This window comes from Agrobacterium sp. DKPNP3 (assembly GCF_052686535.1).
Map to the genome: position 1 here is coordinate 1 of NZ_JBQYSN010000083.1, position 22473 is coordinate 22473.

The following is a 22473-nucleotide window of genomic DNA, read 5'->3' on the forward strand; positions in this document are numbered from 1 at the left end:
AAATCGGGCGAGCGTGGCGAGCGTTCTGGTTTCTCAGGCAAGAGCAAAGGCCCCGGTGGTCCCGGTGGCGGCAAGCCGGGCGGCAAAGGCCCGGGTGGCAAACCTTCTGGAGGCAGGGGAATGACACGTAATGCGGATCGTAGGCGGTGAGTTTCGCGGCCGCACATTGGCCGCGCCGAAATCGAATTCCATTCGTCCGACCATCGACAGGACGAGGGAAAGCCTCTTCAACATTCTGAGCCACGCCTATCCGGAAAGTCTTGACGGCACGCGCGTTCTGGACGTTTTCGCCGGAACGGGTGCGGTTGGGCTGGAGGCGCTGTCGCGCGGCTGTCGCGTGGCGCTGTTCGTCGAGAACGGCGTCGAGGGCAGGGGCCTTCTGTGGGAAAACATCGATGCGCTCGGCCTGCATGGTCGCGCCCGTATCCTGCGGCGTGACGCCACCAAGCTCGGCGGCGTCAACAACATCGAGCCCTTCGATCTTCTTTTCGCCGATCCGCCCTATGGTCACGGCCACGGCGAAAAGGCGTTTGCGGCGGCCCATACCGGCGGTTGGCTGAACCCCGGCGCGCTTGCCATATTGGAAGAGCGCGGCGATGTGGCAGTCAATGTCGATCCGGCGTTCAAGCTGCTCGAAAGCCGCATCTTCGGCGACACGAAAATGCATTTCTATCGCTACGAGCCCTGACGGGACACGCCCCGTCAGTCACGGTCTTGTCTTGTTTGCGCAATAGGCAGAACCCTTACCGTGGTAAACTTCTGGGGTGTTTTGCATGGAGCAGGCTGGCAACGAGGGGATCACGATCGTCAGCGCCGGAGAAGAGGTTCCCGGGCGCGACGGTCAAAAAGGCCATGAGCCGACATTCGGACTGGCGCTCGGCGGCGGCGGCGCGCGCGGCATCTGCCATATCAATGTCGTCGAGGCGCTTGACGAACTCGGCATCCGGCCGGTCGCAATCTCCGGTTCTTCCATCGGGTCCATCATCGGCGCGGGCATGGCTGCCGGCATGTCAGGCCGCGACATTCGCGAGTACACGCTCGAACTCATGGGGCGCAAGGGCTCCGTCGCCAACCGGCTCTGGAGCCTGGGTCCCGCTTCGATGCGCCACGCAGCCCATGGCTTTCGCTTCGGACAGTTCAATCTCGAACTTATTCTTCACGCCTTGATGCCACAGGCGTTGCCGAAGGAGTTCTCCGAACTCGCCGTTCCGCTGAAAGTCATAACAACCGATTATTACGCACAGACCGAAGTGGTGGTCGAAAGCGGTGAGATCATTGAGGCGCTGGCGGCCTCAGCCGCCATTCCGGCGCTGTTCATGCCGGTTCGTATCGACGGTCGCATCATGATCGATGGCGGCATCTTCAATCCGGTCCCCTATGAGCATCTGCTTGACCACGCCGATATCGTGATCGGCGTTGATGTCGTCGGTGGCCCGGAAGGGGATGGAACCACCATGCCCAGCCGATTGGAAAGCCTGTTCGGCGCCAGCCAGTTGATGATGCAGGCGGCGATTGCCCTCAAGCTCAGATTGCGCCCGCCACACATTTTCCTGCGCCCGCCGGTGCACCGCTTCGGCGTGCTGGATTTTTTGAAGTCGGAGGAGGTACTGAATGCTTCGGCCGGCATCAAGGATGATCTGAAACGGCAGATCGAGATGCAGGTGGAGCTGTTTCATCGCGGGCAGGGCGTGGAGGCTTGAATAATCGCTAAGAACGGGCGGGTGCTGCGCGTTTCTTCTCCCCGTTGGGGGGAAGAAACAAGCGGCGTGCTCCCAAATATCGCCGCGAAGTTCACAGCGAAACTTCCGTCTCGCTATCCTGCGCATCCTCGTCTTCCTCCCGCCTTTCCGCCTTGTTCTTCGGTTTCATCAGCGGCTCCGGCTTCACCTCGCGCACAGGCTTGTTGTGCAGCATCTGCCGTCCTGCCGCGAGGCCTTCGACCGCTTGCAGTTCCAGCCGCTGTTCATCGCGTTCACGAATGTCGTCGGCGATGGCGAGCGCCCTTTCGCCGTCCATGTCCAACCCTTCCAGAATGCGCCTGCCGAACAGAAGACCTGATTCCAGCGTCTCGCGGATTTCATATTCAACGCCCTTTTTTCTGAGGTCGAGCGAATGAATGCGGTCATAGGAGCGGGCGTAAAGACGCACGCTTGGAAACTCCGACTGGATCATGTCGATGATGCGGTCGGTCACGTCCTTTTTATGGGTGCAGACCGCCACGAGATCGGCCCGTTCGATCCCCGCGGCGATCAACACGTCCTTGCGGGTGCCATCGCCGAAAAAGATACGGAAGCCGAACCGCGAGGCCTGACGTACGCGGTCGGCCGAACTGTCGATGACGGTCACGTCGCGACCGCCGGCAAGCAGGATCTGTGAAGCAATCTGGCCGAAACGGGAAAAGCCGATCATCAGCACATCCGCGCCCGCGCCATCGAAATCCTCCTCAAGCTTGTCTTCCTCCGCGTCCTCCGCCGTCAGACGCCTGGAAATCACCGCCAGAAGCGGTGTTAGGGCCATGGAAAGCGTGACCACGGCGACAAGGATCGAGGCGGTTGCCTGCGGGAATAAACCCGACGCGGCAGCCGTCGTGAAAAGCACGAAACCGAACTCGCCGCCCTGCGCAAGCAGCAGGGCAATGCGGCTCGACGCATAGCGCGACGAACCGGCGATGCGACATACCCCATAGATCAGCGCGCCCTTGACCGCCATCATGGCAGGCACGGCGATGAGGATGAGGACCAGATGCTCCCAGACGATATGGATATGCAACGACATGCCGACAGCCATGAAGAACAGCGCCAGAAACAGGCCACGAAATGGCTCGATATCGGCTTCCAACTCGTGACGATAGGATGATTCAGACAACATCAGCCCCGCCAGCAGCGCGCCCATGCCCATCGACAGGCCGACCCTTTCCATGATGGCCGCTGCACCGATGACGACAAAAAGGGCCGCCGCAATCATGACCTCGCGTGCGCCGGTGCGGGCGATGATCTGGAACATGGGGGTGAGAAGATACCGCCCGGCAAGGATCATTCCGGCCACCGCGACGACGGAAGCGATGAGATCGGACACCATCGAATCCGTCGGCACATCGGGCCGGTTGGAAAGAATGGTGACGAGCGCCAGCAGCGGCACGATGGCAAGATCCTGAAACAGCAGGATCGAAAAGGAGCGGTTGCCGTGCCGCGTGTTCATGTCGCCGTCATCTTCGAGAATCTGCAGCGCAAAGGCCGTGGAGGAAAGCGCAAGACCGAACCCGGCCACCACGCTTCCGCGCCAGTCGATCAGCCCTGCCCACCACGCGATTGCCGCCAGCGCGCTGCCGGTCACCAGCACCTGCGCCAGCCCCAGCCCCAGAATGTCGCGCCGCATCTGCCAGATGCGCGATGGCTTGAGTTCCAGCCCGATGATGAAGAGCAGGAAAACCACGCCGAGTTCGGAGACGTTGAAGATGTCCTTCGCATCCGTGACCAGATGCAGGAACGGTCCGATGATGATGCCGGCCACGAGATAGCCGAGCACAGTCCCAAGGCCCAGCTTGCGGAAAACAGACGCCGCAATGACCGCACCGGCCAGAAGCAGCAGGGGTTCGGAAAAGAGAGCGTCGTGCTCGGTCATGGTGGCGGACTTTCGAATAAGGCGGCGACAACGCGGTGCTGAAGGAGAAAGCGGCGTTTCGCCCTTGATGCGGGGTTGCTGGCACAATAAATGGAACAGGAATGAAAGGCCAACTCATGTCCTCAGAAATAGATTCTTCCAAACTTCTCGATCGCGCCAGCGAACTTGTAGACCTCGCCCGCGCCGCCGGCGCCGATGAGGCCGATGCAGTTGTCGTCCGCTCCCGCTCGCAATCGGTCGGCGTGCGGCTGGGCAAGGTGGAAAGCACCGAATCCTCCGAAAGCGACGATTTTTCGCTGCGTGTTTTCGTTGGACGCCGGGTGGCCAGCGTTTCGGCCAATCCGGGCTTTGACCTGAAAACGTTGGCCGAGCGGGCTGTCGCCATGGCGAAGGTTTCGCCGGAAGACCCCTTTGCCTGTCTTGCGGACAAGGAACGGCTGGCGACATCCTATGACGATCTCCAGCTTTTCGACGCGACGGACGTTTCGGCGGATCAGCTTCGGGAAGCGGCCCTTGCTGCGGAAGAGGCGGCCCTCTCGGTCAAGGGCGTCAGCAATTCTTCGGGCGCGGGTGCATCGAGCGGTATGGGCGGTCTCGTACTCGTCACCTCGCATGGCTTTGCCGGCAGCTACATGGGCAGCCGCTTCAGCCGTTCGGTCAGCGTCATCGCTGGCGAAGGCACAAAGATGGAGCGCGACTACGATTTCGACAGTCGCCTTTATTACGCCGATCTCGATGCAGCCGAAGAGATCGGCCGCCGCGCCGGTGAAAAAGTCGTGCGTCGCGTCGGCCCGCGGCAGGTCGATACCGGCAGCAACATCACGGTGGTCTTCGATCCGCGGATCGCGCGCGGTTTTGTCGGCGCAATCGCCGGTGCCATCAACGGCGCTTCGGTTGCCCGCAAGACCAGCTTCCTGCGCGACAAGATGGGCCAGCAGGTGCTGAAAAAAGGTCTTTATCTCACCGACGATCCTCAGATCGTACGTGGTCCTTCATCCCGTCCTTTCGACGGCGAAGGTGTGCGCGGCGAAAAAATGACGATGATCGAGGACGGCGTTTTGAAGCACTGGTTTCTCTCCACCTCGACCGCGCGCGAACTCGGCCTTGAAACAAACGGTCGCGGCGTGCGCGGCGGCACATCGGTCTCGCCCGCCTCGACCAATCTCGCGCTCGAACCGGGCGACTTGTCGCCGGAGGATTTGCTGAGCCAGGTCGGATCGGGCTTTTACGTCACAGAACTCATTGGCCACGGCGCCAATATGATCACCGGCGAATATAGCTGCGGCGCAAGCGGCTTCTGGATCGAGAATGGCGAAAAGACCTTCCCGGTCTCCGAAGTCACCATCGCCTCCAACCTGAAGGACATGTTCATGCGGGTCACGCCGGCCAATGATATCGACCGCAAATATGGCGTAGCGGCCCCGACGCTTGCCATTGAAGGCATGACGATCGCGGGCAAGTGACGCGGCCTGCGGGTTGTTTTCGCCGGCACTTTATGTGCAAGTGCGAAGGGAAAAACGGGCGCGCCGTTTGAGGCGCGCGGAAAAGACGGCAAGATGAACACTATGGCTGAGGCCCGCTGGGCCTCCGATCTGAGATTGGTGCTTGAAGCCGCCCGCAAGGCGGGCGAGACGGCGCTGGGTTTTTTCCGTAAGGACCCCGAGGTTTGGTGGAAGAATGGCGGGCTTTCGCCCGTCAGCGCAGCGGATTATGCCGCCAATGAGATTCTGGAAACCATTCTGCGCGCCGCCCGGCCTGAATACGGCTGGCTTTCCGAAGAGACGGATGACGATACGGACAGGCTGGCGCGTACGACGGTCTTCGTCGTCGATCCCATTGATGGCACACGCGCCTTCATTAACGGCAGGGATACGTGGTGCATCAGCGTTGCCGTGGTGCATGAAGGGCGACCGGTGGTGGGCGTGCTCGTCGCACCGGCTCTGTCGGAGGAGTTCGCCGCGATAGAAGGCGGTTTGGCGATGAAAAACGGCAGCCCCATCACCGCGAGCCTTGGCAATGCCGGCCCGTTTCACCTCGCCGCCGCCGCAGAAACGATCACGCGGCTGCCGGAAGCGATGCGCAATAACGTCGAGCGCGTCCCGCATGTGCCTTCACTGGCCTACCGACTGGCCATGGTGGCGGATGGCCGCATCGACGGAACGCTGGTCCTGCCGAACTCGCACGAGTGGGATCTGGCCGCCGCCGATCTGATCCTCGAACGCGCCGGCGGCCAGCTTGCGGGGCTCGATGGCAAACCTCTGATGTATAATCGCCGCCAGGTGAACCACCCCGCCTTGTGCGCCGCAGCAAATTATGCGCTGCCAGCACTTTTGAAAGCGTTTTCACATCCGTCTGACGGTTGACGTTTGGCGGGAAATCCCGCAGATGAAGGCCTCTCTCAGAATTCAAGAAAGAGATAAAGATATGACGGAAACTGGCAAACCGAAACAGCTGCTGCACCTCGTTTTCGGCGGCGAACTGGAAAACCTTCAGGATGTTCAGTTCCGGGATTTGAATGCGCTCGACATCGTCGGCATCTATCCGGATTACGCTTCGGCGCTGACCGCCTGGAAGTCCAAGGCGCAGATGACCGTCGATAACGCCCATATGCGTTATTTTATCGTGCACATGCACCGTCTTCTCAATCCCGACGATAAAATTTGAGTCCTTTTGCCCTTGCGTTGTAATACTATTGGGTGAAGGCGGGCCTACCCGTGATTCCTGCTTGAGACGGCAGGACACGGTATTGCGACACGAGAAAATGTGATCGCGCTTTCGTTTCCGATGACAAAAAATGACGCAATTTGAGAAGAAGTAGGCGGCGATAACAACAGCACAGGGGCAGGGCATTGCGCGGAATGATCAAGGACAGAATGTCATGAGCAGCCGTATCGCACGTTTCGCTCTCTCCGGTTACCGTATTGCCGGTATCGCCGCTTACCCATTCGCCAAACCCTATCTTTCCTATCGTGCCGCCAAGGGCAAGGAAGACAAGCGCCGCCGGCTGGAGCGTTTCGGTTACGCCAGCGCCGAGCGCCCGCGCGGACCGCTCGTCTGGTTCCACGCCGCAAGTGTCGGCGAAACGCTCGCTCTCATCCCGCTGATCCGCGAAATCCGCAAGCGCGATATTTTCGTTCTCCTCACCACGGGCACGGTGACGTCGGCGGAACTTACACGAACCCGGCTGGGGGACGATGTGATCCACCAATATGTGCCGCTCGATATCAAGATTGCCGTCAACCGTTTCCTGACCTACTGGGCACCCGATGCTGCCATCACGGCTGAGTCCGAAATCTGGCCGGTGACGATGATGGAACTGGAGCGTCGCCACATTCCGCAGATCCGTGTGAACGCGCGTCTCTCGGACCGGTCCTTCGACCGCTGGAACAACCGTCACGATATTGCTGAATCGCTGTTTTCCAAGTTGGCGCTCGTGGTGGCGCAATCCGATCTCGATGCCGAACGTTTCCGCGATCTCGGCTCCTGGCCGGTGGTGATTTCGGGAAACCTTAAGGGCGACACGGACCCGCCGCCCTGCGATGACGCGCTTCTGGAGACCTATCGAAAACAGATCGGTAGTCGCAAGACATGGGCGGCGATCTCGACCTTTGACGGCGAGGAGAAGGCGGCGGCCACCGTGCATGCGGCTATCAAGTCCCGAAACGGCCAGTTGACCATCATCGTGCCACGCCATCCCGAGCGTGGCGATGAGGTGGAAGCGATGTTGAAGGCGATGAACCTGTCGGTCGCCCGCCGCAGCCGGAATGACGCCATCACCCCTGAAACCGATGTTTTCCTTGGCGATTCCATCGGCGAAATGGGGCTCTACCTGCGTTTGACCGAACTTGCCTTTGTCGGCCGCTCCCTGACGGCGGAGGGCGGGCAGAACCCGCTGGAGCCAGCCATGCTCGGCTGTGCCGTTCTTTCCGGCGCGCATGTTCAGAATTTCCGCGAGGCCTATCAGAAGCTCATCCGGGCCGGTGGCGCGCGCATCATCCGGGATGTCGAAATGCTGGCCAAGGCGGTGCATTACCTGCTGGTCAACGACAATGAGCGTTACAAGATGATCGATGCTGGCAACCGCGTCATTCAGGATATGCGCGGTGCGCTTTCCCTGACCGTCAAGGCTCTTGAGCCCTATATCAATCCGCTGACGGTCTCGGCCAAGTTGCAGCCACGGAGTGCCATCGGTTCATGGTAGCGGATATCCAACTTGACCCGGCACAATCGATTGCCGCTGTGCTCTTCGACAAGGACGGCACACTTCTAGGTTATGATGCGAGCTGGGGTCCGGTGAACCGGGAACTGGCGGCGATTGCAGCCAGGGGCGATCCCGCGTTAGCCGACAGGCTTCTTGTCGCCTGCGGCATGGACCCCGTGACCGGCCATGTCGTGCCTGACAGCCTGCTCGCCGCCGGCAATACGGCGGAAATCGCCGCCGGTCTCGTTGCCGCCGGCTCGCCTTGCGATGTCTTGGAACTGACGGCTCGTCTCGACCGGTTGTTCACGGAGGCGGCGGATAAATCGGTGCCCGTCACCGATCTCAAGGCGTTTTTTGCAAGGCTGAAGGCGCGAGGTTATAAGCTCGGCATCGCCTCCAGCGACAATGAAAATTCCATTCGTCAGACCGCCATTCGCTTTGGTTTTGAAAGCGATATCGATTTCGTGGCGGGTTATGACAGCGGTTACGGCACAAAGCCGCAGCCCGGCATGGTCCTCGGCTTCTGTAAGGCGATCGGTATCGCTCCCGACCGCGTGGCCGTTGTCGGCGACAATAACCACGATCTCCATATGGCAAAAAACGCCGGCGCGGGTCTCAGGGTCGCTGTTCTCACCGGCACCGGCTCGCGCGAAAGCCTGGGGGCGGATGCCCATTATTGTTTCGATGACATCACCGGGCTTGAAGCCCTGCTGCCGGAACGGGCTGTTTAAGGCGGGAACCGCCCATCTCTTCCGCCATTCCGGCCTCGAGGCGGAATCCAGCCAGCCCAAGTCTTTGGGCTGAAAAGACTCTTCTCGCCGCGCAGACGCGTCCGGATGGATTGCGGCTCAGGGCCGGAATGACGGAGAGCTTTTTGCAATTTACGGTTTTTTCTGGCAAACAACCTCCCAGACGTGGAATGGCGAATGGAATGCCGTGGGCGATGCGGCCGGGAGCGGGAATAGATGGTTTCTGAAGCGCCGCCCTTTTGGTGGCAGAAAGCAGGCTGGCAGGCATGGCTCCTGTCACCTTTTTCGCTTCTTTATGGCAAGGTCGCCGGCCGGCGCATGCGGACGGCAAAACGGGCAAGCGTTCCCGTCCCGGTCATCTGCATCGGCAATTTCACGGTTGGCGGGGCGGGGAAAACGCCGACGGCGGTCACCGTGGCGCGGGCCGCGCTCGCGAGGGGAATGAAGCCCGGTTTCCTGAGCCGCGGTTATGGCGGCACGCTTGATGTGACCACGCTTGTCGATGCGCAGCACCACCGCGCCGCCGATGTCGGCGATGAGCCGCTTCTTCTCGCGCGCGAGGCCGTGACGGTCATCTCGCGCAGACGCGTGGAAGGTGCCCGCAGGCTTGTGAAGGAAGGCGTCGATCTTATCATCATGGACGATGGTTTCCAAAGTGCACGGCTCACGCTCGATTATGCGCTTTTGGTGATCGATACGGTGCGCGGCATAGGCAATGGCCATCTTGTGCCGGGCGGTCCGGTGAGAGCGCCGCTTGCCGAGCAGATGCGGCAGATGACCGGACTGCTCAAAGTGGGCAAGGGCCATGCCGCCGATCCGCTGGTGCGGCAGGCGGCAAAGGCCGCCAAACCCGTTTTTGTGGCCGCAATTACGCCGCAGGAGCCGGAAGATTTCCGGGGCAAGCGCGTGTTGGCTTTTGCCGGTATTGCCGATCCCGGCAAATTCTATCGAACGGTCGAGGCGCTCGGCGGGGAGATCGTGCAGAGCCGCTCCTTCCCCGATCATCATCATTTCAGCGACGATGAAATTGACGATCTTCTGAAGGATTCCGAAAAACAGCATTTGCAGCTGATCACGACCGCAAAGGATGCGGTGCGGCTGCGCGGACACCACGGCCGGGCCGAGGAGCTTCTGTGGAACAGCCAGGTGATCGAAATCGACATGGTGTTCGATGATCCCCATGCGGCTGGCACGATCATCGAAACGGCGGTGGCACATTGTCGCGCCCGGCTGCTGCGGGAAAATGCGCGGACGTCGTTTTAAGAGATTGTCGAAGGTCCGGAAACCGCTTCTGCGTCGTGCTCGGCCTGTCCCGAGCATCTGCACCCTATCGATTTATACGACATAGGCAGCTCTTCGGCATACGGCCGGGGATGAAGTCAAGTGAGGGTGCCAGCCGCCTTTGAAACTGCAGCTGAGAACGCCGCTTTGAAGACGGAAACGCGTCAGCACGCCTGTTTCGGCCTATGCCGGAAGACCCCGGTCTTTCTTTTCAGCCTCCAGCGAAGCCGCCGCATCCAGATATGCCTCCTGCCGGGCGACGCTCCAGTAGCGCAGCTCGTCGAGCGGGATGGTTTTGCCTGTCACGGCGCAGATGACATGCGAGCCGGTCTGGACGATGCGGAAGTCACCGTCGAGATATTCGATGACGGCAGGGCGGTTTCCGCCTCCTTCAAATTTGTTCATCCGTTTTCGTCTCCTGCTCTGTCCTGTCAGGGCACCCAGTCCGAAACGGCGCAGCGTTCTCCTGAACAATCCGGATGCTCCAATATCTGAATTTATATAGGCCGGGGCGGCTCAAGGCCAGCCCTGACGCCCTTGCATTTGAGAAGGCGTCAGCTTCGACCGAAGAGCCGTTCTATATCGGAAAGTTTCAATTCGATATAGGTCGGCCGGCCATGATTGCACTGGCCGGAACCCGGCGTGTTTTCCATTTGCCGCAGCAGGGCGTTCATCTCTTCCGGCCGCATGCGCCGGCCGGAGCGGACGGAGCCGTGGCAGGCCATGGTGGCCGCGACATATTCCAACTTGTTCGCAAGCGTGGAAGCGGCATCCCATTCGGCGATCTCATCGGCAAGCTGGCGCACCAGCCCTTGCACATTGACCTCTCCCAGCATGGCGGGCGTTTCCCTGACAGCAACTGCGCCCGGCCCGAAACGTTCGATGACGAGGCCCAGTGCATCGAAACCGGCCGCATGCTCCATCAGCCGGTCGCAATCTTCCTCGGGCAGGTCGATGATTTCTGGAATGAGCAACACCTGGGAAGCCGGTCGTTTCGCGTGCAGCGCCGTGCGCATCTGCTCGAACACAAGCCGCTCGTGGGCGGCGTGCTGATCGACGATGACAAGGCCGCTCTCCGTCTGCGCGATGATGTAGTTTTCGTGCAGCTGCGCCCGCGCGGCCCCAAGCGGGTAGCGCGCCGGCTCGGGCGCTGTGGCCGCAGCCTCGTACATTTCCCGTGGCTCCGCCCGCGCGGTGGGCATGGTCATGTCGTAAAAGCGCGACTGGCCCGCTTCCGCAAACTGCATGTTGCCGGAAACGGGAAGCGGCCTTGAGGGCGATGTGGTCGCGGACCATGATGTGGTTGCGGCCATGGCGGGGGAGGGTCGCAGGCCCGAGGGACTGTAGCCCGGGCGGAAGGCATTCATCATCTGGCTCGCACCCGTCGTTGCAGCCCTGTCGCCATCGCGCGTCAGCGCCTGGCGGATCGCGCCGACGATCAGCCCCCGTATGAGGCCGGGATCGCGAAACCGCACGTCAGATTTCGCCGGATGCACGTTCACATCCACAAAAGCGGGATCGAGCGTGATCGACAGCACCGCGACCGGGTAGCGCCCATGCGGCACGGTTTCGGCGTAGGCGCCGCGAATGGCGGATAAAAGCAGCTTGTCCTGAACCGGGCGTCCGTTGACAAAGACATATTGATGCGCGGAGTTGCCGCGGTTGAACGTGGGAACGCCGGCATAACCGGTCAACGTCACATCCTCACGGCCCGCATCGATTTCAATCGCATTATCCTTGAAGTCGGCACCGAGAATCTGCGCCATGCGGGCGAGGTGGTCGTCTCCCGTCGAGGGGATTTCGAGCGTCGACCGATCCGTACCTGACAGCACGAAACGGATATGCGGGAAGGCGATCGCCATGCGCTTGACGACTTCCGTGATGGCCGCGGCCTCGGCGCGTTCCGTCTTCAGGAATTTCAGCCGGGCAGGGGTGGCGAAAAACAGATCGCGCACCTCAACGATGGTGCCTGCATTGGAGGCGGCCGGCCGCACATCCGAAACCTTGCCCCCGGTAACCGAAATCACCGAGCCCTGCTGCGCACCCTGCTGCCGGCTCGTGATCGTCAGCTTGGCGACCGAACCGATGGAGGGCAGGGCCTCGCCACGAAAACCGAGGGTGCGGATATCGTCGAGATTGTCGGATATTTTCGAGGTGCAGTGCCGCCTGACCGCAAGCTCCAGATCGGCCGGCGACATGCCACAGCCATTGTCGGTGATCCGCACGAGGCCCTTGCCGCCGCCAGCCGTTGCAATCTCGATGCGGGTGGCGCCCGCGTCAATAGCGTTTTCGACGAGTTCCTTCGTGGCGCTGGACGGTCTTTCGATGACCTCTCCGGCGGCAATCTGGTTGATGAGAGTTTCTGAGAGCTGCTTGATGGCCATGATCATCATTTTCGCGGATTCGCCACAGCTTCGAAAGGGGAAAACCGGACCGGGACAGGTTTTCACCTGTTTTGCAGCATCTCATTCTTATAGTCGGGAGGGCTTAAGCGTTAATCCGCCTTTAATCGGCCTCGATTATGGTGAGCCGGCTTGAAATGACCGCAGGAACGGGGCCGCCTTCATTTGGCGGTGTGTGACGTCGACTTTGGGTGAGCGTCATCTTCCCCTCAAGACTGCTTCAAGTGGCAAACCCTGATGTCCTCTTTTTCGTTTCATCCCGGCAATCGCTCCTGGCGATTCCTCCAGAAACATAGGCCTGACCCCTGAAAAACAGGCGGGAGTTTGCAGTTGAGTGATTTGGCGTCCTCTGGCGCGGGCGTTCATACGTTGATGCTTGATGCCCTTTGCGACGCGCTTGGCGCGGCGGTCGTCGTTTGCGACCGCAATGATCACATCCTGTTTGCCAGCCGGAAGCTTCTCAGTTTCTTTCCGCTCGAAGAGGCCGTCATCGGTCCGGGCGCACGTCTGCGCGACTATCTGAACGCCCTTTACGATTGTTATCTCGTGGAGGCCGACAGCCTCCACGCCAATGCCCGCCAGCTGGGACGTGAGGAGTGGATCGGCGAACGACTGGCGCTGCACTGGAAAGAACGGTCGGAAAAGACGGAACGGCTGAAGGGGGAGCGGTTCTTACGCTTCGTCATGAACCGCCTGCCATCCGGCCTTGGCATTAGCGTTATCGCCGATATTTCCGAGCAGAAGAAGCGGGAGGAGCAGTGGCGCATCGATCTCGAGCGCGTCCAGCTGATCGAAGACATCCTCGATAACCTGCCTTTTCCCGTCTTCGTCAAGGATCGTAATCTCGCCTATGCCGCCGTTAACAAATCCGCCTGTGCGCTGGTGGAGACGAGCGCGGAGAGCATTCTCGGCCGCACGGTTTTCGATCTTCACTCGCGCAAGGTTGCCCGCCGGATCGACGCAGCGGATCGCAAGGTGCTGGATAGCGGCATCCCGGCGCTGATCCCTGAAAGGGTGCGGCGCCTGAACGGCGAAGAAGTCCTGGCCATTACCCGCAAGCACCGTGTGGGCCGGGCCGGCCGGTATTTCCTCGTCACGACCATGGAGGATGTGACCGCTCTCGCGACGGTCGATGAGACCGGTACACCCATCATCCCGTCGCTGGAACATGTCCCCTTTGTGTCGTCCGTTTACGGCAAGGACGGCGATGTCGACAGCCGAAGCGAGCTTTTAAAGAGCAAGGCTGTCCTGATCGTCTCTGAAAGCGTGGGCTTTGCCGAAGAGGCCGGACGGCAGCTCGCTGCGGGCGGCATGGATCACGCGGCGGTGAGAAGCGAGGATGAGCAACGCGCCTTTATCGATGTTGCGGCCTCTGCCGGTGTCACCATCGATGTGGTCGTCGTTGACGCTCAGATGAGTGTCGCGTGCCTCGATATCGCTGAAGCGCATGGTCTGTCCGTCGTCACGATCGAGCAGGAAGACATCGACGCTTCTCTCCTGCGTGACCTCGCCGCGGCTTTCAAGGCCCTGCCGAAAACGAAGGACGCCGAACAGGATTGGGAGATCACGACCGACGACCTTCCCGACTTTGCAGGCACAGGTCGGGTGGGCGACGTTCTTCTCGTTGAGGACAACAGGGTCAACCAGATCGTTTTTTCCCAGATCCTGGAAGGCCTCGGGCTCTCCTGGCGGCTGGCGACCACGGGGGAAGAGGCCCTGCGGCTTTTTGCAGAACAACCGCCATCCATCGTGCTGCTGGACACGACGCTAGCCGATATCGACGGCTTTGAAGCTGCCCGGCGGATGCGCGGGCTGGGCGGCGACAGGCATATTCCCATCGTTGGCGTCATCACCCACGCCTTCGACGGAGACCTCGATAAATGTCTCGACGCGGGCATGGACGACATGCTGCTGAAACCCGTGAGCCCGGACATGGTTGAAGCCATTTTCCTGAAGCTGATCGGCGAGGACGCCCTGCGGCTGCACGCCTGAGAATTCCGTCCTCTCAAGGCTATGGCTTTTTTAATACTTGCCCTGCATTGTGTGCGCGTCGACACAGGATTCACGAGATGCAGGAATGAAACGGGCAGAGCCGCAGGCGTTGCAGGTCAGCCAGAATGAGCTGCAGGCCATGGCCTATAGCGATCCGCTGACGGGGCTCGGCAATCGCTACCGCCTGCGGGACAAGATCCGCATGCTTGCGAGCGAACGGTCCAGCGATCCTGCGCCCTTTACGGTCGGTATTGCCAATATCGACGGTTTCAAACCCATCAACGATCTTTTCGGCGTTCAGGCGGGCGATGAAATCCTTTGCCAGGTGGCGCACCGGCTAAAGGCCTGCATTCCCGATGGTGCCATCGTAACGCGCCATGACGGCGACGAGTTTGCCTTCGTGCTGCCGCTGGTTTTCGAGCGCACTGGCGCGGAGCGCATCGGCAACATGATCAAGGACGTGCTGTCGGCCCCTTACGATCTGGGTGACCGCAATGTCCGCCTGTCATCGTCTTTCGGTTTTGCCATCTATCCCTTCGCCGGCGATGAATTCGAGGATCTGCTGAAAAGCGCCGAGACCGCGCTCTACCGCTCGAAACGGCGCGGCCGTGGCCAGATCACCGTCTATTCGCGGGAAATCGCGCAGGAAATGAAGCGTGCCACGCAGCTGGAGCAGGCGCTCAGAAACGCTATCATCACCGATGCCATCGACGTGCATTTCCAGCCCATCGTCCGGCTGGAAGAAGCGAAGGTCATCGGGTTCGAGGCGCTCGCCCGCTGGAACGATCCGGACCTCGGTTTCGTATCGCCTGCCGTTTTCGTTCCGCTCGCCGAAGAACGCGGTTTCATCGATGCGCTTTCCGAGACGCTGCTCAGGAAGGCGGCCGAAGCGGCGCTGTTCTGGCCGCGTGAGCTTTTTCTCTCCTTCAACCTGTCTTCTGCGCAGTTGATGGACCCCAGCACGTCGGACAATATCCTGTCCATTCTCGCGCGTGTCGGGCTCGATCCGCACCGGCTGGAGCTGGAAATCACCGAAACGGCCGTCATGACCTCGGCCGATACCGCCCAGCGCATCATCAGCGAGCTACAGGGGGCGGGCGTGCGCATCTCGCTCGACGATTTCGGCACCGGCCAGTCGAGTCTTGGCCGGCTGCGTGACTTTACCTTCGACAAGGTCAAGATCGACCGCGCCTTCGTGTCCCGCATCAGCAGTGACCGTCCTTCCGAACATATCATCAAGGCCATCGTTGCGATGTGCGAAGGGCTTGATCTCGAAGTGGTGGCGGAAGGGATAGAAGAGCGGGCGGAAGAGGAAAAACTGCGCGCGCTTGGCTGCGCTATGGGGCAGGGCTATTTTTACGGTCGCCCTGCCGATGCCGCTGCCACCCAGCGATACCTGCACGAAAACTATCGGGAGATATTATCGGATATCTCCTGAGATGGTTTGTATCCGGCATTCGCTGGGATGCGCAATGCCCGATCTTCCCTCAGAGTTTGTAGAGCGGCTCGAACCTGCCCTTGACGTCGACACCGAGTTCGAAGGTCAAGCCGTGCTGCGGATTTTCGGCAATCGCGTCCTCATCGAGATTCTCACGCGCTGATGTGACGAGCAGGCGCGAGGCATTGGGGCCGATGAAGGCGGGGCAGGTGGTCTGTCCGGCAGGCACTTCATATCGGGCAATATGGTTGCCGTTGGCATCATAGCGATCGACCGCGCCTTCGCCCCAGCGTGCATTCCAGATGTGCCCCTCGGCATCGCAGACTGATCCGTCGACGCCACCATCGGCTTCGCTGGAATCGTTAAAGAGCTCCGCCTTGCCGGTCGGCAGACCGGTCGCGGCATCGAGCGGAACGCGCATCAGCCTGTTGACGTCGGTATCGACGAAATAACCCGTCGCGCCATCAGGCGAGAAGCAGATCGAATTCGGAATGCTGATATCCGAAAACAGCGTTGTCACCGTGCCTTTGGCGACATGATAGATGCTGCCGGCGCCGGTCTCCGCCTTGCGGCCCATGGTGCCGATCCAGAGTGCGCCGGAGGGGTGGACGCGTCCATCATTGGAGCGGTTGCCGGGCATGTCGCTTTCAAGTTCTGCATGCAGGCTCAGCACGCCTGTTGCCGTATCCCGCAGGAACAGGCCATCATCGGAGGCGATCAGTTGCTTGCTGTCGCTCACCTTCGCAAGCGCGCTTCCCATGAAGGGCAGCGTGTGCACGGTCTTGCGGCCGGAGGCGAAGTGCAACTCATGCAGTTCGCGGCCTATAATGTTGAACCACCAGGCGGTCCCCGTCGCCGGATCGAAGGTCGGCCCCTCGCCGAGCAGCATGGGGGTATCGTCAAGAACACGTCCGGTAAACGGAAAAACTGTTGCCACGCTGTTATCCTCCAATGGCTGCATCATAGGCTGACAGGGTGACGGTTGCGCGTTCACGCACGTCGGCAGCCGTCATGCCGGGCTTGTAAAGGCTGGTGCCGAGCCCGAAGGCAGTAATGCCGGCCGACGTGTATTCCGAAAAATTCCTGTCGGAAACGCCGCCGACAGCGGCAATCACCAGATCCTTGGGCAGGATGGTCCTGATCGCGTTGATACCCGCTGGGCCGATGATGCTGGCGGGGAAAAATTTGAGCCCGGTGGCACCTGCCTTCGCGGCCACCAGCGCTTCAGTTGGGGTGAGAACACCCGGCATCGTCACCATTCCCTTTTCACGCGCTGCGGTAATGACCTCAGCATCGGCATTGGGGCTTACCATAAGCTTGCCGCCGGCGGCGTCGAGAGAAGCGACGTCGTCGACGCTGAGGACCGTGCCAGCCCCGATCAGGCAATCCGCCGGCGCCATCTTTGCGGCGATTTCGATGGACTGGAAGGGGTCGGGTGAGTTGAGAGGGATCTCGATGGCGCGGAAGCCGGTCTCGATCAGCGCGCCGACGACGCCTTCGGTTTCCTCGGGTTTCAGGCCGCGCAGAATGGCGATCAGCGGATATTTGATGGACGGAAAGGGAATACGCATGGTCGGTCTTTCTTCTTATGGCCAGATGGCACTGGCAGCGGCCAGCAATCCGCGCCGCACGGCGTCGTCGGCGTCAATGACCGTATAGTGGATATCAAGCGCGGTGAAGGCGGCTTCGTAAAGCGCGCCAAGCGCACCGGAACCGATCAGAACCACCGGCGTGTCTCGTGTTGCAGCCGAATGAGCGCCAGCGATTTCCAGTCCGATCATGATACCGGAGAGCTTGGCTTTGGCGTCCGTGGCGGTGAGGCCGTGCAGCAATTGGCCGGAGCGCAGGGTGAAAAGGCGATTGGTCGCAAGCTGCGGCGTGGCGTAGATGTCGCGGACCGCTGCCGTGAAGGCGGCATGCTCGCCGGTAAAGGCGCCGGCGTCTGCCACCGCATGGGAAAGGATGGTCTGCTTCGAAATGACGTCGAAGAGTTCGCCGGTCATGAAGGTGGCAAATTCCGTCACGCCGCCATCCCGGACGGTAACCCATTTCGAATGGGTGCCCGGCATGCAGACCAGCGCTTCACCCGCCCCGGAGGAGGCGAGGGCGCCGAGCAATTGCGTTTCCTCGCCGCGCATCACGTCGGGCGCATCTTTATCCCGTTGCGCCAGCCCCGGCAGAATGCGAACATCCCGCACCTGCTCAGGGACGCGAACCGCGCCATCAAGCACCCGCGAAAGCGATGCCGGCACGTCGATATAGCCCGCTTCAACCCAGCCCTGTCGCGCGCCCGCCATGCCGCAGACAAGAACCGGCAAGCCTTCAGGCGCGCCAATGGCGTCAAGATGCGATTGCAGGACCTCGGCAAAACCGGTCCGCATGGCCGTGGTCATGCCCTCCGAACTTCTGCGTTCTGCCAGCACCGCGCCCGACCGGCTCAGGAGCCAGAGCCGGAAACTGGTCGTGCCCCAGTCGACGGCGATGAAAGCGGGTTCGGACATTATAGGAGGCCTCCGTCTACGATTATGGATTGCGCCGTGATGGCGCCTGATGCCGATGATGCGAGAAACAGGCACGGGCCCGAGAGATCGGCGGCGACGAGCGTGCGCTTCAGGCATTGCCGCGCGGTGGTGGCGGCAATGCCCTCATCCGTGAGCCACAGTTCCTTCTGCCGCTCCGTCACGATCATGCCGGGCAGCAGCGTGTTGACGCGGATATTCTCCGGCCCCAGCCGGCCGGCAAGGCTTTTCGTCAACCCGATGATTCCGGCCTTCGCCGCTGCATAGGACGGCAGTTCGCCCATGTTCAGCAAAAACGAGATCGACGAGAAATTGACGATGGATGCGTCCGCCGCCTGTCTGAGATAGGGCAGGGCGGCCTGGACGGTAAAGAACATCTGCTTGAGATTGACGGCCTGATTGGCATCCCAATAGGCTTCCGTCACGGCGTCTATGTCATGACGATCGTCCCAGGCGGCATTGTTGACCAGGACCTTGATGCCATCGGTGGCGGAGGCCGCTGCCTCCACCGTCTTCCCGATCGCCGCTATATTCCGCATATCGGTTTTGAAAAAATGGACCGGATGCTCGGCGGTCGCCGCAAGCCGCTTGACGAGTGCAACGCTCGGCTCTTCGGCGATGTCGATGAACGAGACCTTCGCGCCCTGCATGGCAAAGGCTTCCACCAGACTTGCCCCGATGCCGGACCCGCCGCCCGTGACCAGCACGCCCGCATCCTTGAGGTCTGGAAATCGGGCTTGTGTCATCGGCATCATCTCATCCAAGAACGCTTGATTGTTCCAATATTCGGAACTAGATTTTAATAGATGGAATTATTCTCTTGGCGTGACCGTCATGTCAAGGCAAATGGCGGTGGATTGTCATGTCCGATCATAAAAACCACAATGGGCAGGAGCCTGAGGCGGTTCCAACCCCGCGGCAGAAACGCGGGACGGATACCGGCACACTCGGCAAGGCCGTCTCGTTGCTTGAATTGATCGCCTTTGCCGAAAAACCCATGCGCTTTACCGATGTGGTCGACGCCTGCGGCCAGCCGCGCGGCACGGTCCATCGCCAGCTCTCCCATCTTGTTGCCGAAGGACTTGTCGATCATGCGGCCGACCAGACCTACGCGGTTGGGCTGAGGCTGTTACAATTGGCCGCAAAGGCATGGAGCGGCAACGACCTGCGCAGCGTCGCGGGTCCGCATCTGTCTGCCTTGCAGCAGGCGACGCAGGAATCCGTCCATCTCGCCGTGTTGAATGGTAATCAGGTCACTTATCTCGACAAGATGGAAGGTCAGCATACATTGCGTATGCACTCGCAGGTCGGCAAAACCTCCCCGGTCTATTGCACCGGGGTGGGCAAGGCAGCGCTATCGCTGCTGCCCGTTGAAGAGCTGACCCGACTGGCGGCGGAACTGGAGTATCACCGCTTCACCGACAATACGATTGTGACTGCTGAAGCGCTCGTTGCCGATGTGGAAGCGATTTTCCAGAACGGTTACGGTTTCGACCTTCAGGAGCATGAGCTCGGAATTCACTGTGTAGCCGCGCCTGTCCGCGCGCCGGGCCGCAACTTCCGGGCGGCGATATCTGTCACTGGTCCCGCCTATCGTGTGGATATCGCCCAGCTTCGACGGTGGGCTCCCCTGTTGCGTCAAACCGCCGACAATATTTCCGCTGATCTTGCCTGCAGATTATCCCCGGTTGCAGGAAATTGAAGAAAACAAGCCGGTCAATCTGCAGACTTCGATGGTGGAACAGGCCGCAAGGCGCTTCGCTGACCATCTTCCAATACTATTTCCGACTATTCGAAATTTATTTTCAACTTTCGTTTGCGTGAATCATTTTGTTGAGTAACATCCGCAACAATTGCCGCGCAAAGGCAGCCTTTGCAGCGGCATTTCTCTTTCTCGAAGAACAGCTTTCATGCAGAAAACAGAGGCGGCAGCCTTAAAGTCGATTGGTGTTGATTGCGTTCGCGAGATCGCTGGCCTTAACACGCAGTTCGATATTTTCCGCTTCCTGAAGCGGCTGACCGAGGCGTGGGAATTCAAGGCTTTCATGGTGCTTGACCTCTCCACCGAGGTCTCGAGCGAATTGTCGCAATACACTGTCATCACAAGCTGGCCAGCCGAACTGCTGCAACGTTATGATGAAGAAGGGGAGTTGCAGCACAGCCGGGTCATGGCGCAGCTCAGAAAATCCACCGTGCCCTTTTCCGTCTCGCTGGAATTTCTGGTCGAAGGCGAGGGGTACGTGCTGAAGAAAAGCGTGGTTGCGCTTTTCGAACGCTTCGAGATGATCAATTCCGTCTGGTTTCCGGTGCATGATGTCACGCTCACACGCGGTGCCGTCTCCTTTTCCGGCAACAAGACGGTGCTTCCCGAGGCGCGGCTGGCCGAGCTTTTTTACATCTCCGCGCATGTCTTTGCCCGCCTGTCCGAGATCCGCCGTCTTGATCTGCGTGTTCCCGAAACATTGAGCGAGCGCGAGATTGACTGCCTGAACTGGACCGCCGCCGGCAAGACCAGTGCGGAGATCGCAGAGATCATGATGTTGTCGGAACACACCATCAATCACTATCTCAATCGAGCCACGAAAAAACTCGATACGGTCAACCGCACCCAGGCCGTTGCGAAGGCCCTGCGCGTCGGCATCATAAAGTAGCGAAACCGTAATTTTTTCATTGTGATAAAGCGCATCCTGGGCGATCCTCCTTCCGAATCACCGGAAAGGAGAAATCGTTGCCGGAACGGCATAGGATTAAAGCGGGATTTTCTCCGACTATCGATTGCGCCGTGCTGATAGCCGCTGCCGAAAAAGGCTTTGCTGCCGATGAAGGCATCGATCTTGATCTCTACCGACAGCCCTCCGCCTCCACTGTGCTGTCGGCACTCGGCAACGACGATATCCATGTTGCCCACCTTCCCGCACCGGTGCCCGTCGGCTCCGCCGTTGGCCTCGATGATCTGCCGGCCAATATCGTCGGCGTTTTCACGCTCTCCCTTGGCGGATCGGCAACGACCGTTTCCCATGACTTTTATGACGAGCTGTATCGTGAGGGGTTGAAGCTGCCCGATCCCGGGGCCTTCGGACGGGCCATGGCCCGCGTCTGTGCGGCGCGACGCACGGAGGGTAGAAAGCCCCCGGTTTTTGCCGTCGAAGACATTGTTTCGACGCCGCTTTACACCCTTCGATATCTGCTTGGCAGCTATGGCGTGCTGCTCGGCCGCGATATGGAAATCGTTGAAGCCTTGCCCAAGGCCATGCCGGGACTGCTGGAAAGTGGCGAGGTCGATGCTCTCTGCGCGGCAGAGCCGGCAGGCAGTGCCGTGGTGCTGGGGGGGAACGGCCGCATTGTTACGACGGGGGCGCTGGTCTGGCACAACGCCCCCGAAAAGATACTGGCGGTGAAAACGCCATGGGCGGAAAACAACGCTGCTGTTCTGGAAGCCCTGCTGCGCGCGCTTTACCGCGCCGGCGAATGGTGTGCGAATACGACGAATATCGAGGAACTCGCCGGCATTCTGGCCGCCCCGCAATATCTCGATGAAAATGGCGAATATCTGCTGCCGGCACTGACGGGCTATATTTCCACCTCGCTCAAGGACATGCAGCGTTTTCAGGAGTTTTTCGTCACCAGCGCCAAGGCTGCCAATTTCCCCTGGCAAAGCCAGGCCCTCTGGTTCTTCAGCCAGATGGTGCGTTGGGGCGAGGTCTCGGCCGATTACCGTAAAGATGCAGCCATGGTGGAGGCAGCCCGCAACGCCTACCGGCCGGATATTTTCCGCAAGGCCATGAAGCCGCTCTTCGTTCCGGTGCCCGGCGCCAATCTGAAGCTGGAGGGAACCCTAAAGGAACCCGTTCACGTCGGCGCATCCCGCACGGGCCTCGTCCTCGGCCCCGACTGTTTTTTTGACGGCCGCGTCTTTGATCCTGAAAGGCTGGCGATGGACGACGAAATCTGAAACCGCAGCGGTAAGTCGTCACGAATGCGTCGCCATGACGCTTTGCCATTGGCGAAGCGCCAAGGCTTGTCTATGGATGGCACGCAATAGCGATCGGATGAAGTAGCGGGAGCAGGATTATGGCAGAGGTCAGCAGAAGTCAGGTCGAAAAGGCGCTCGAGGCCGTCATTTATCCTGGCGGCGATAAGAACATCGTCGCGCTCGGCATGGTCTCGGAAATCTTCATCGCCGACGGCAAGGCGTATTTTTCGATCACTGTGCCTGCCGACAAGGCGTCGGAAATGGAACCGCTCAGGCTTGCAGCCGAGCGGGCTGCCA

21 protein-coding genes are annotated in these 22473 nt (G+C 60.4%); 14 read left to right on the forward strand and 7 right to left on the reverse strand.

Annotation, left to right across the window (positions count from 1 at the left end):
• The first annotated feature begins 130 nt into the window (after nt 1–130).
• Together rsmD and ACUTJJ_RS19370 are read left to right on the forward strand one after the other, a co-directional pair.
• A complete protein-coding gene (gene rsmD, locus ACUTJJ_RS19365; protein WP_063947713.1) occupies nt 131–688 on the forward strand; it encodes a 16S rRNA (guanine(966)-N(2))-methyltransferase RsmD in 558 nt (185 codons plus the stop codon).
• Between the two features lie 85 nt (nt 689–773).
• Nucleotides 774–1700, forward strand: a complete 927-nt coding sequence (locus tag ACUTJJ_RS19370; protein WP_445543136.1) for a patatin-like phospholipase family protein — start codon at nt 774–776, stop codon at nt 1698–1700.
• 91 nt (nt 1701–1791) lie between these two features.
• On the opposite strand, the gene ACUTJJ_RS19375 is transcribed toward ACUTJJ_RS19370, so the two are convergent.
• The gene (locus tag ACUTJJ_RS19375; protein ID WP_445543137.1) at nt 1792–3621 is read right to left on the reverse strand and encodes a monovalent cation:proton antiporter-2 (CPA2) family protein; all 1830 of its coding nucleotides are present in this window, start codon (nt 3619–3621) and stop codon (nt 1792–1794) included.
• Between the two features lie 116 nt (nt 3622–3737).
• Between ACUTJJ_RS19375 and ACUTJJ_RS19380 the strand changes: the two genes are divergently transcribed.
• The 6 genes from ACUTJJ_RS19380 to lpxK all read left to right on the forward strand — a co-directional run bounded on the left by ACUTJJ_RS19380 (nt 3738) and on the right by lpxK (nt 9834).
• Nucleotides 3738–5084, forward strand: coding sequence for a TldD/PmbA family protein (locus ACUTJJ_RS19380; protein ID WP_144575682.1), 1347 nt, complete (start codon nt 3738–3740; stop codon nt 5082–5084).
• A 93-nt stretch (nt 5085–5177) separates the two neighbouring features.
• The gene (locus ACUTJJ_RS19385; protein WP_445543138.1) at nt 5178–5984 is read left to right on the forward strand and encodes a 3'(2'),5'-bisphosphate nucleotidase CysQ; all 807 of its coding nucleotides are present in this window, start codon (nt 5178–5180) and stop codon (nt 5982–5984) included.
• 61 nt (nt 5985–6045) lie between these two features.
• Entirely contained in the window at nt 6046–6285 is a 240-nt protein-coding gene (locus ACUTJJ_RS19390) for a DUF4170 domain-containing protein (protein WP_006313175.1), read from the forward strand.
• A 214-nt stretch (nt 6286–6499) separates the two neighbouring features.
• Nucleotides 6500–7822 carry a lipid IV(A) 3-deoxy-D-manno-octulosonic acid transferase gene (gene waaA, locus ACUTJJ_RS19395; protein ID WP_063947717.1) on the forward strand — a complete coding sequence of 441 codons (1323 nt, stop codon included), beginning with the start codon at nt 6500–6502 and terminating at the stop codon, nt 7820–7822.
• Nucleotides 7816–8553: an HAD family hydrolase gene (locus ACUTJJ_RS19400; RefSeq protein ID WP_445543139.1), complete on the forward strand. Its 738-nt coding sequence runs from the start codon at nt 7816–7818 to the stop codon at nt 8551–8553. Before waaA ends, ACUTJJ_RS19400 begins: the two co-directional genes overlap by 7 nt.
• 234 nt (nt 8554–8787) lie before the next feature.
• Nucleotides 8788–9834, forward strand: coding sequence for a tetraacyldisaccharide 4'-kinase (lpxK, locus tag ACUTJJ_RS19405; RefSeq protein ID WP_445543140.1), 1047 nt, complete (start codon nt 8788–8790; stop codon nt 9832–9834).
• Nucleotides 9835–10035: 201 nt separating this feature from the next.
• On the opposite strand, the gene ACUTJJ_RS19410 is transcribed toward lpxK, so the two are convergent.
• A complete protein-coding gene (locus tag ACUTJJ_RS19410) occupies nt 10036–10257 on the reverse strand; it encodes a DUF2093 domain-containing protein (RefSeq protein WP_445543141.1) in 222 nt (73 codons plus the stop codon).
• 149 nt (nt 10258–10406) lie between these two features.
• Nucleotides 10407–12236, reverse strand: a complete 1830-nt coding sequence (gene mutL, locus ACUTJJ_RS19415; RefSeq protein ID WP_445543142.1) for a DNA mismatch repair endonuclease MutL — start codon at nt 12234–12236, stop codon at nt 10407–10409.
• 390 nt (nt 12237–12626) lie between these two features.
• On the opposite strand from mutL, the gene ACUTJJ_RS19420 reads away from it, so the two are divergent.
• Both ACUTJJ_RS19420 and ACUTJJ_RS19425 read left to right on the forward strand, forming a co-directional pair.
• Complete coding sequence (locus ACUTJJ_RS19420; RefSeq protein WP_445543150.1) at nt 12627–14246, forward strand: response regulator; 1620 nt, start codon at nt 12627–12629, stop codon at nt 14244–14246.
• 85 nt (nt 14247–14331) lie between these two features.
• The gene (locus tag ACUTJJ_RS19425) at nt 14332–15684 is read left to right on the forward strand and encodes a putative bifunctional diguanylate cyclase/phosphodiesterase (protein WP_445543143.1); all 1353 of its coding nucleotides are present in this window, start codon (nt 14332–14334) and stop codon (nt 15682–15684) included.
• Between the two features lie 49 nt (nt 15685–15733).
• Here ACUTJJ_RS19425 and ACUTJJ_RS19430 read toward each other — a convergent pair whose 3' ends face one another.
• The 4 genes from ACUTJJ_RS19430 to ACUTJJ_RS19445 are packed head-to-tail and all read right to left on the reverse strand — an operon-like array spanning nt 15734 to nt 18955.
• Nucleotides 15734–16621, reverse strand: coding sequence for an SMP-30/gluconolactonase/LRE family protein (locus tag ACUTJJ_RS19430; protein WP_445543144.1), 888 nt, complete (start codon nt 16619–16621; stop codon nt 15734–15736).
• A 4-nt stretch (nt 16622–16625) separates the two neighbouring features.
• Nucleotides 16626–17255, reverse strand: coding sequence for a 2-dehydro-3-deoxy-6-phosphogalactonate aldolase (locus tag ACUTJJ_RS19435; protein WP_144575666.1), 630 nt, complete (start codon nt 17253–17255; stop codon nt 16626–16628).
• 15 nt (nt 17256–17270) lie between these two features.
• A complete protein-coding gene (locus ACUTJJ_RS19440) occupies nt 17271–18185 on the reverse strand; it encodes a 2-dehydro-3-deoxygalactonokinase (protein ID WP_445543145.1) in 915 nt (304 codons plus the stop codon).
• Nucleotides 18185–18955, reverse strand: a complete 771-nt coding sequence (locus ACUTJJ_RS19445; protein ID WP_445543146.1) for an SDR family NAD(P)-dependent oxidoreductase — start codon at nt 18953–18955, stop codon at nt 18185–18187. The genes ACUTJJ_RS19440 and ACUTJJ_RS19445 overlap by 1 nt, the downstream gene beginning before the upstream one ends.
• 110 nt (nt 18956–19065) lie before the next feature.
• Between ACUTJJ_RS19445 and ACUTJJ_RS19450 the strand changes: the two genes are divergently transcribed.
• The 4 genes from ACUTJJ_RS19450 to ACUTJJ_RS19465 form a co-directional block, all read left to right on the forward strand.
• Nucleotides 19066–19905, forward strand: a complete 840-nt coding sequence (locus ACUTJJ_RS19450; protein ID WP_296065171.1) for an IclR family transcriptional regulator — start codon at nt 19066–19068, stop codon at nt 19903–19905.
• 208 nt (nt 19906–20113) lie between these two features.
• The gene (locus ACUTJJ_RS19455; RefSeq protein ID WP_445543147.1) at nt 20114–20854 is read left to right on the forward strand and encodes an autoinducer binding domain-containing protein; all 741 of its coding nucleotides are present in this window, start codon (nt 20114–20116) and stop codon (nt 20852–20854) included.
• Between the two features lie 77 nt (nt 20855–20931).
• Nucleotides 20932–22155: a CmpA/NrtA family ABC transporter substrate-binding protein gene (locus ACUTJJ_RS19460; RefSeq protein WP_445543148.1), complete on the forward strand. Its 1224-nt coding sequence runs from the start codon at nt 20932–20934 to the stop codon at nt 22153–22155.
• Between the two features lie 119 nt (nt 22156–22274).
• A partial coding sequence (locus ACUTJJ_RS19465) for an iron-sulfur cluster assembly protein (protein WP_445543149.1) occupies nt 22275–22473 on the forward strand: 199 nt, incomplete at its 3' end.

Bases quoted from the DNA above. Each gene is read 5' to 3' on its own strand.
- ACUTJJ_RS19455 (WP_445543147.1), top strand. From the start codon at position 20,114: ATGCAGAAAACAGAGGCGGCAGCCTTAAAGTCGATTGGTGTTGATTGC.
- ACUTJJ_RS19445 (WP_445543146.1), bottom strand. From the start codon at position 18,955: ATGCCGATGACACAAGCCCGATTTCCAGACCTCAAGGATGCGGGCGTG.
- ACUTJJ_RS19450 (WP_296065171.1), top strand. From the start codon at position 19,066: ATGTCCGATCATAAAAACCACAATGGGCAGGAGCCTGAGGCGGTTCCA.
- ACUTJJ_RS19390 (WP_006313175.1), top strand. From the start codon at position 6,046: ATGACGGAAACTGGCAAACCGAAACAGCTGCTGCACCTCGTTTTCGGC.
- ACUTJJ_RS19385 (WP_445543138.1), top strand. From the start codon at position 5,178: ATGAACACTATGGCTGAGGCCCGCTGGGCCTCCGATCTGAGATTGGTG.
- ACUTJJ_RS19400 (WP_445543139.1), top strand. From the start codon at position 7,816: ATGGTAGCGGATATCCAACTTGACCCGGCACAATCGATTGCCGCTGTG.
- ACUTJJ_RS19370 (WP_445543136.1), top strand. From the start codon at position 774: ATGGAGCAGGCTGGCAACGAGGGGATCACGATCGTCAGCGCCGGAGAA.
- ACUTJJ_RS19375 (WP_445543137.1), bottom strand. From the start codon at position 3,621: ATGACCGAGCACGACGCTCTCTTTTCCGAACCCCTGCTGCTTCTGGCC.
- mutL (WP_445543142.1), bottom strand. From the start codon at position 12,236: ATGGCCATCAAGCAGCTCTCAGAAACTCTCATCAACCAGATTGCCGCC.
- ACUTJJ_RS19435 (WP_144575666.1), bottom strand. From the start codon at position 17,255: ATGCGTATTCCCTTTCCGTCCATCAAATATCCGCTGATCGCCATTCTG.
- ACUTJJ_RS19420 (WP_445543150.1), top strand. From the start codon at position 12,627: ATGCTTGATGCCCTTTGCGACGCGCTTGGCGCGGCGGTCGTCGTTTGC.
- ACUTJJ_RS19410 (WP_445543141.1), bottom strand. From the start codon at position 10,257: ATGAACAAATTTGAAGGAGGCGGAAACCGCCCTGCCGTCATCGAATAT.
- lpxK (WP_445543140.1), top strand. From the start codon at position 8,788: ATGGTTTCTGAAGCGCCGCCCTTTTGGTGGCAGAAAGCAGGCTGGCAG.
- rsmD (WP_063947713.1), top strand. From the start codon at position 131: ATGCGGATCGTAGGCGGTGAGTTTCGCGGCCGCACATTGGCCGCGCCG.
- ACUTJJ_RS19440 (WP_445543145.1), bottom strand. From the start codon at position 18,185: ATGTCCGAACCCGCTTTCATCGCCGTCGACTGGGGCACGACCAGTTTC.
- ACUTJJ_RS19380 (WP_144575682.1), top strand. From the start codon at position 3,738: ATGTCCTCAGAAATAGATTCTTCCAAACTTCTCGATCGCGCCAGCGAA.
- ACUTJJ_RS19425 (WP_445543143.1), top strand. From the start codon at position 14,332: ATGAAACGGGCAGAGCCGCAGGCGTTGCAGGTCAGCCAGAATGAGCTG.
- waaA (WP_063947717.1), top strand. From the start codon at position 6,500: ATGAGCAGCCGTATCGCACGTTTCGCTCTCTCCGGTTACCGTATTGCC.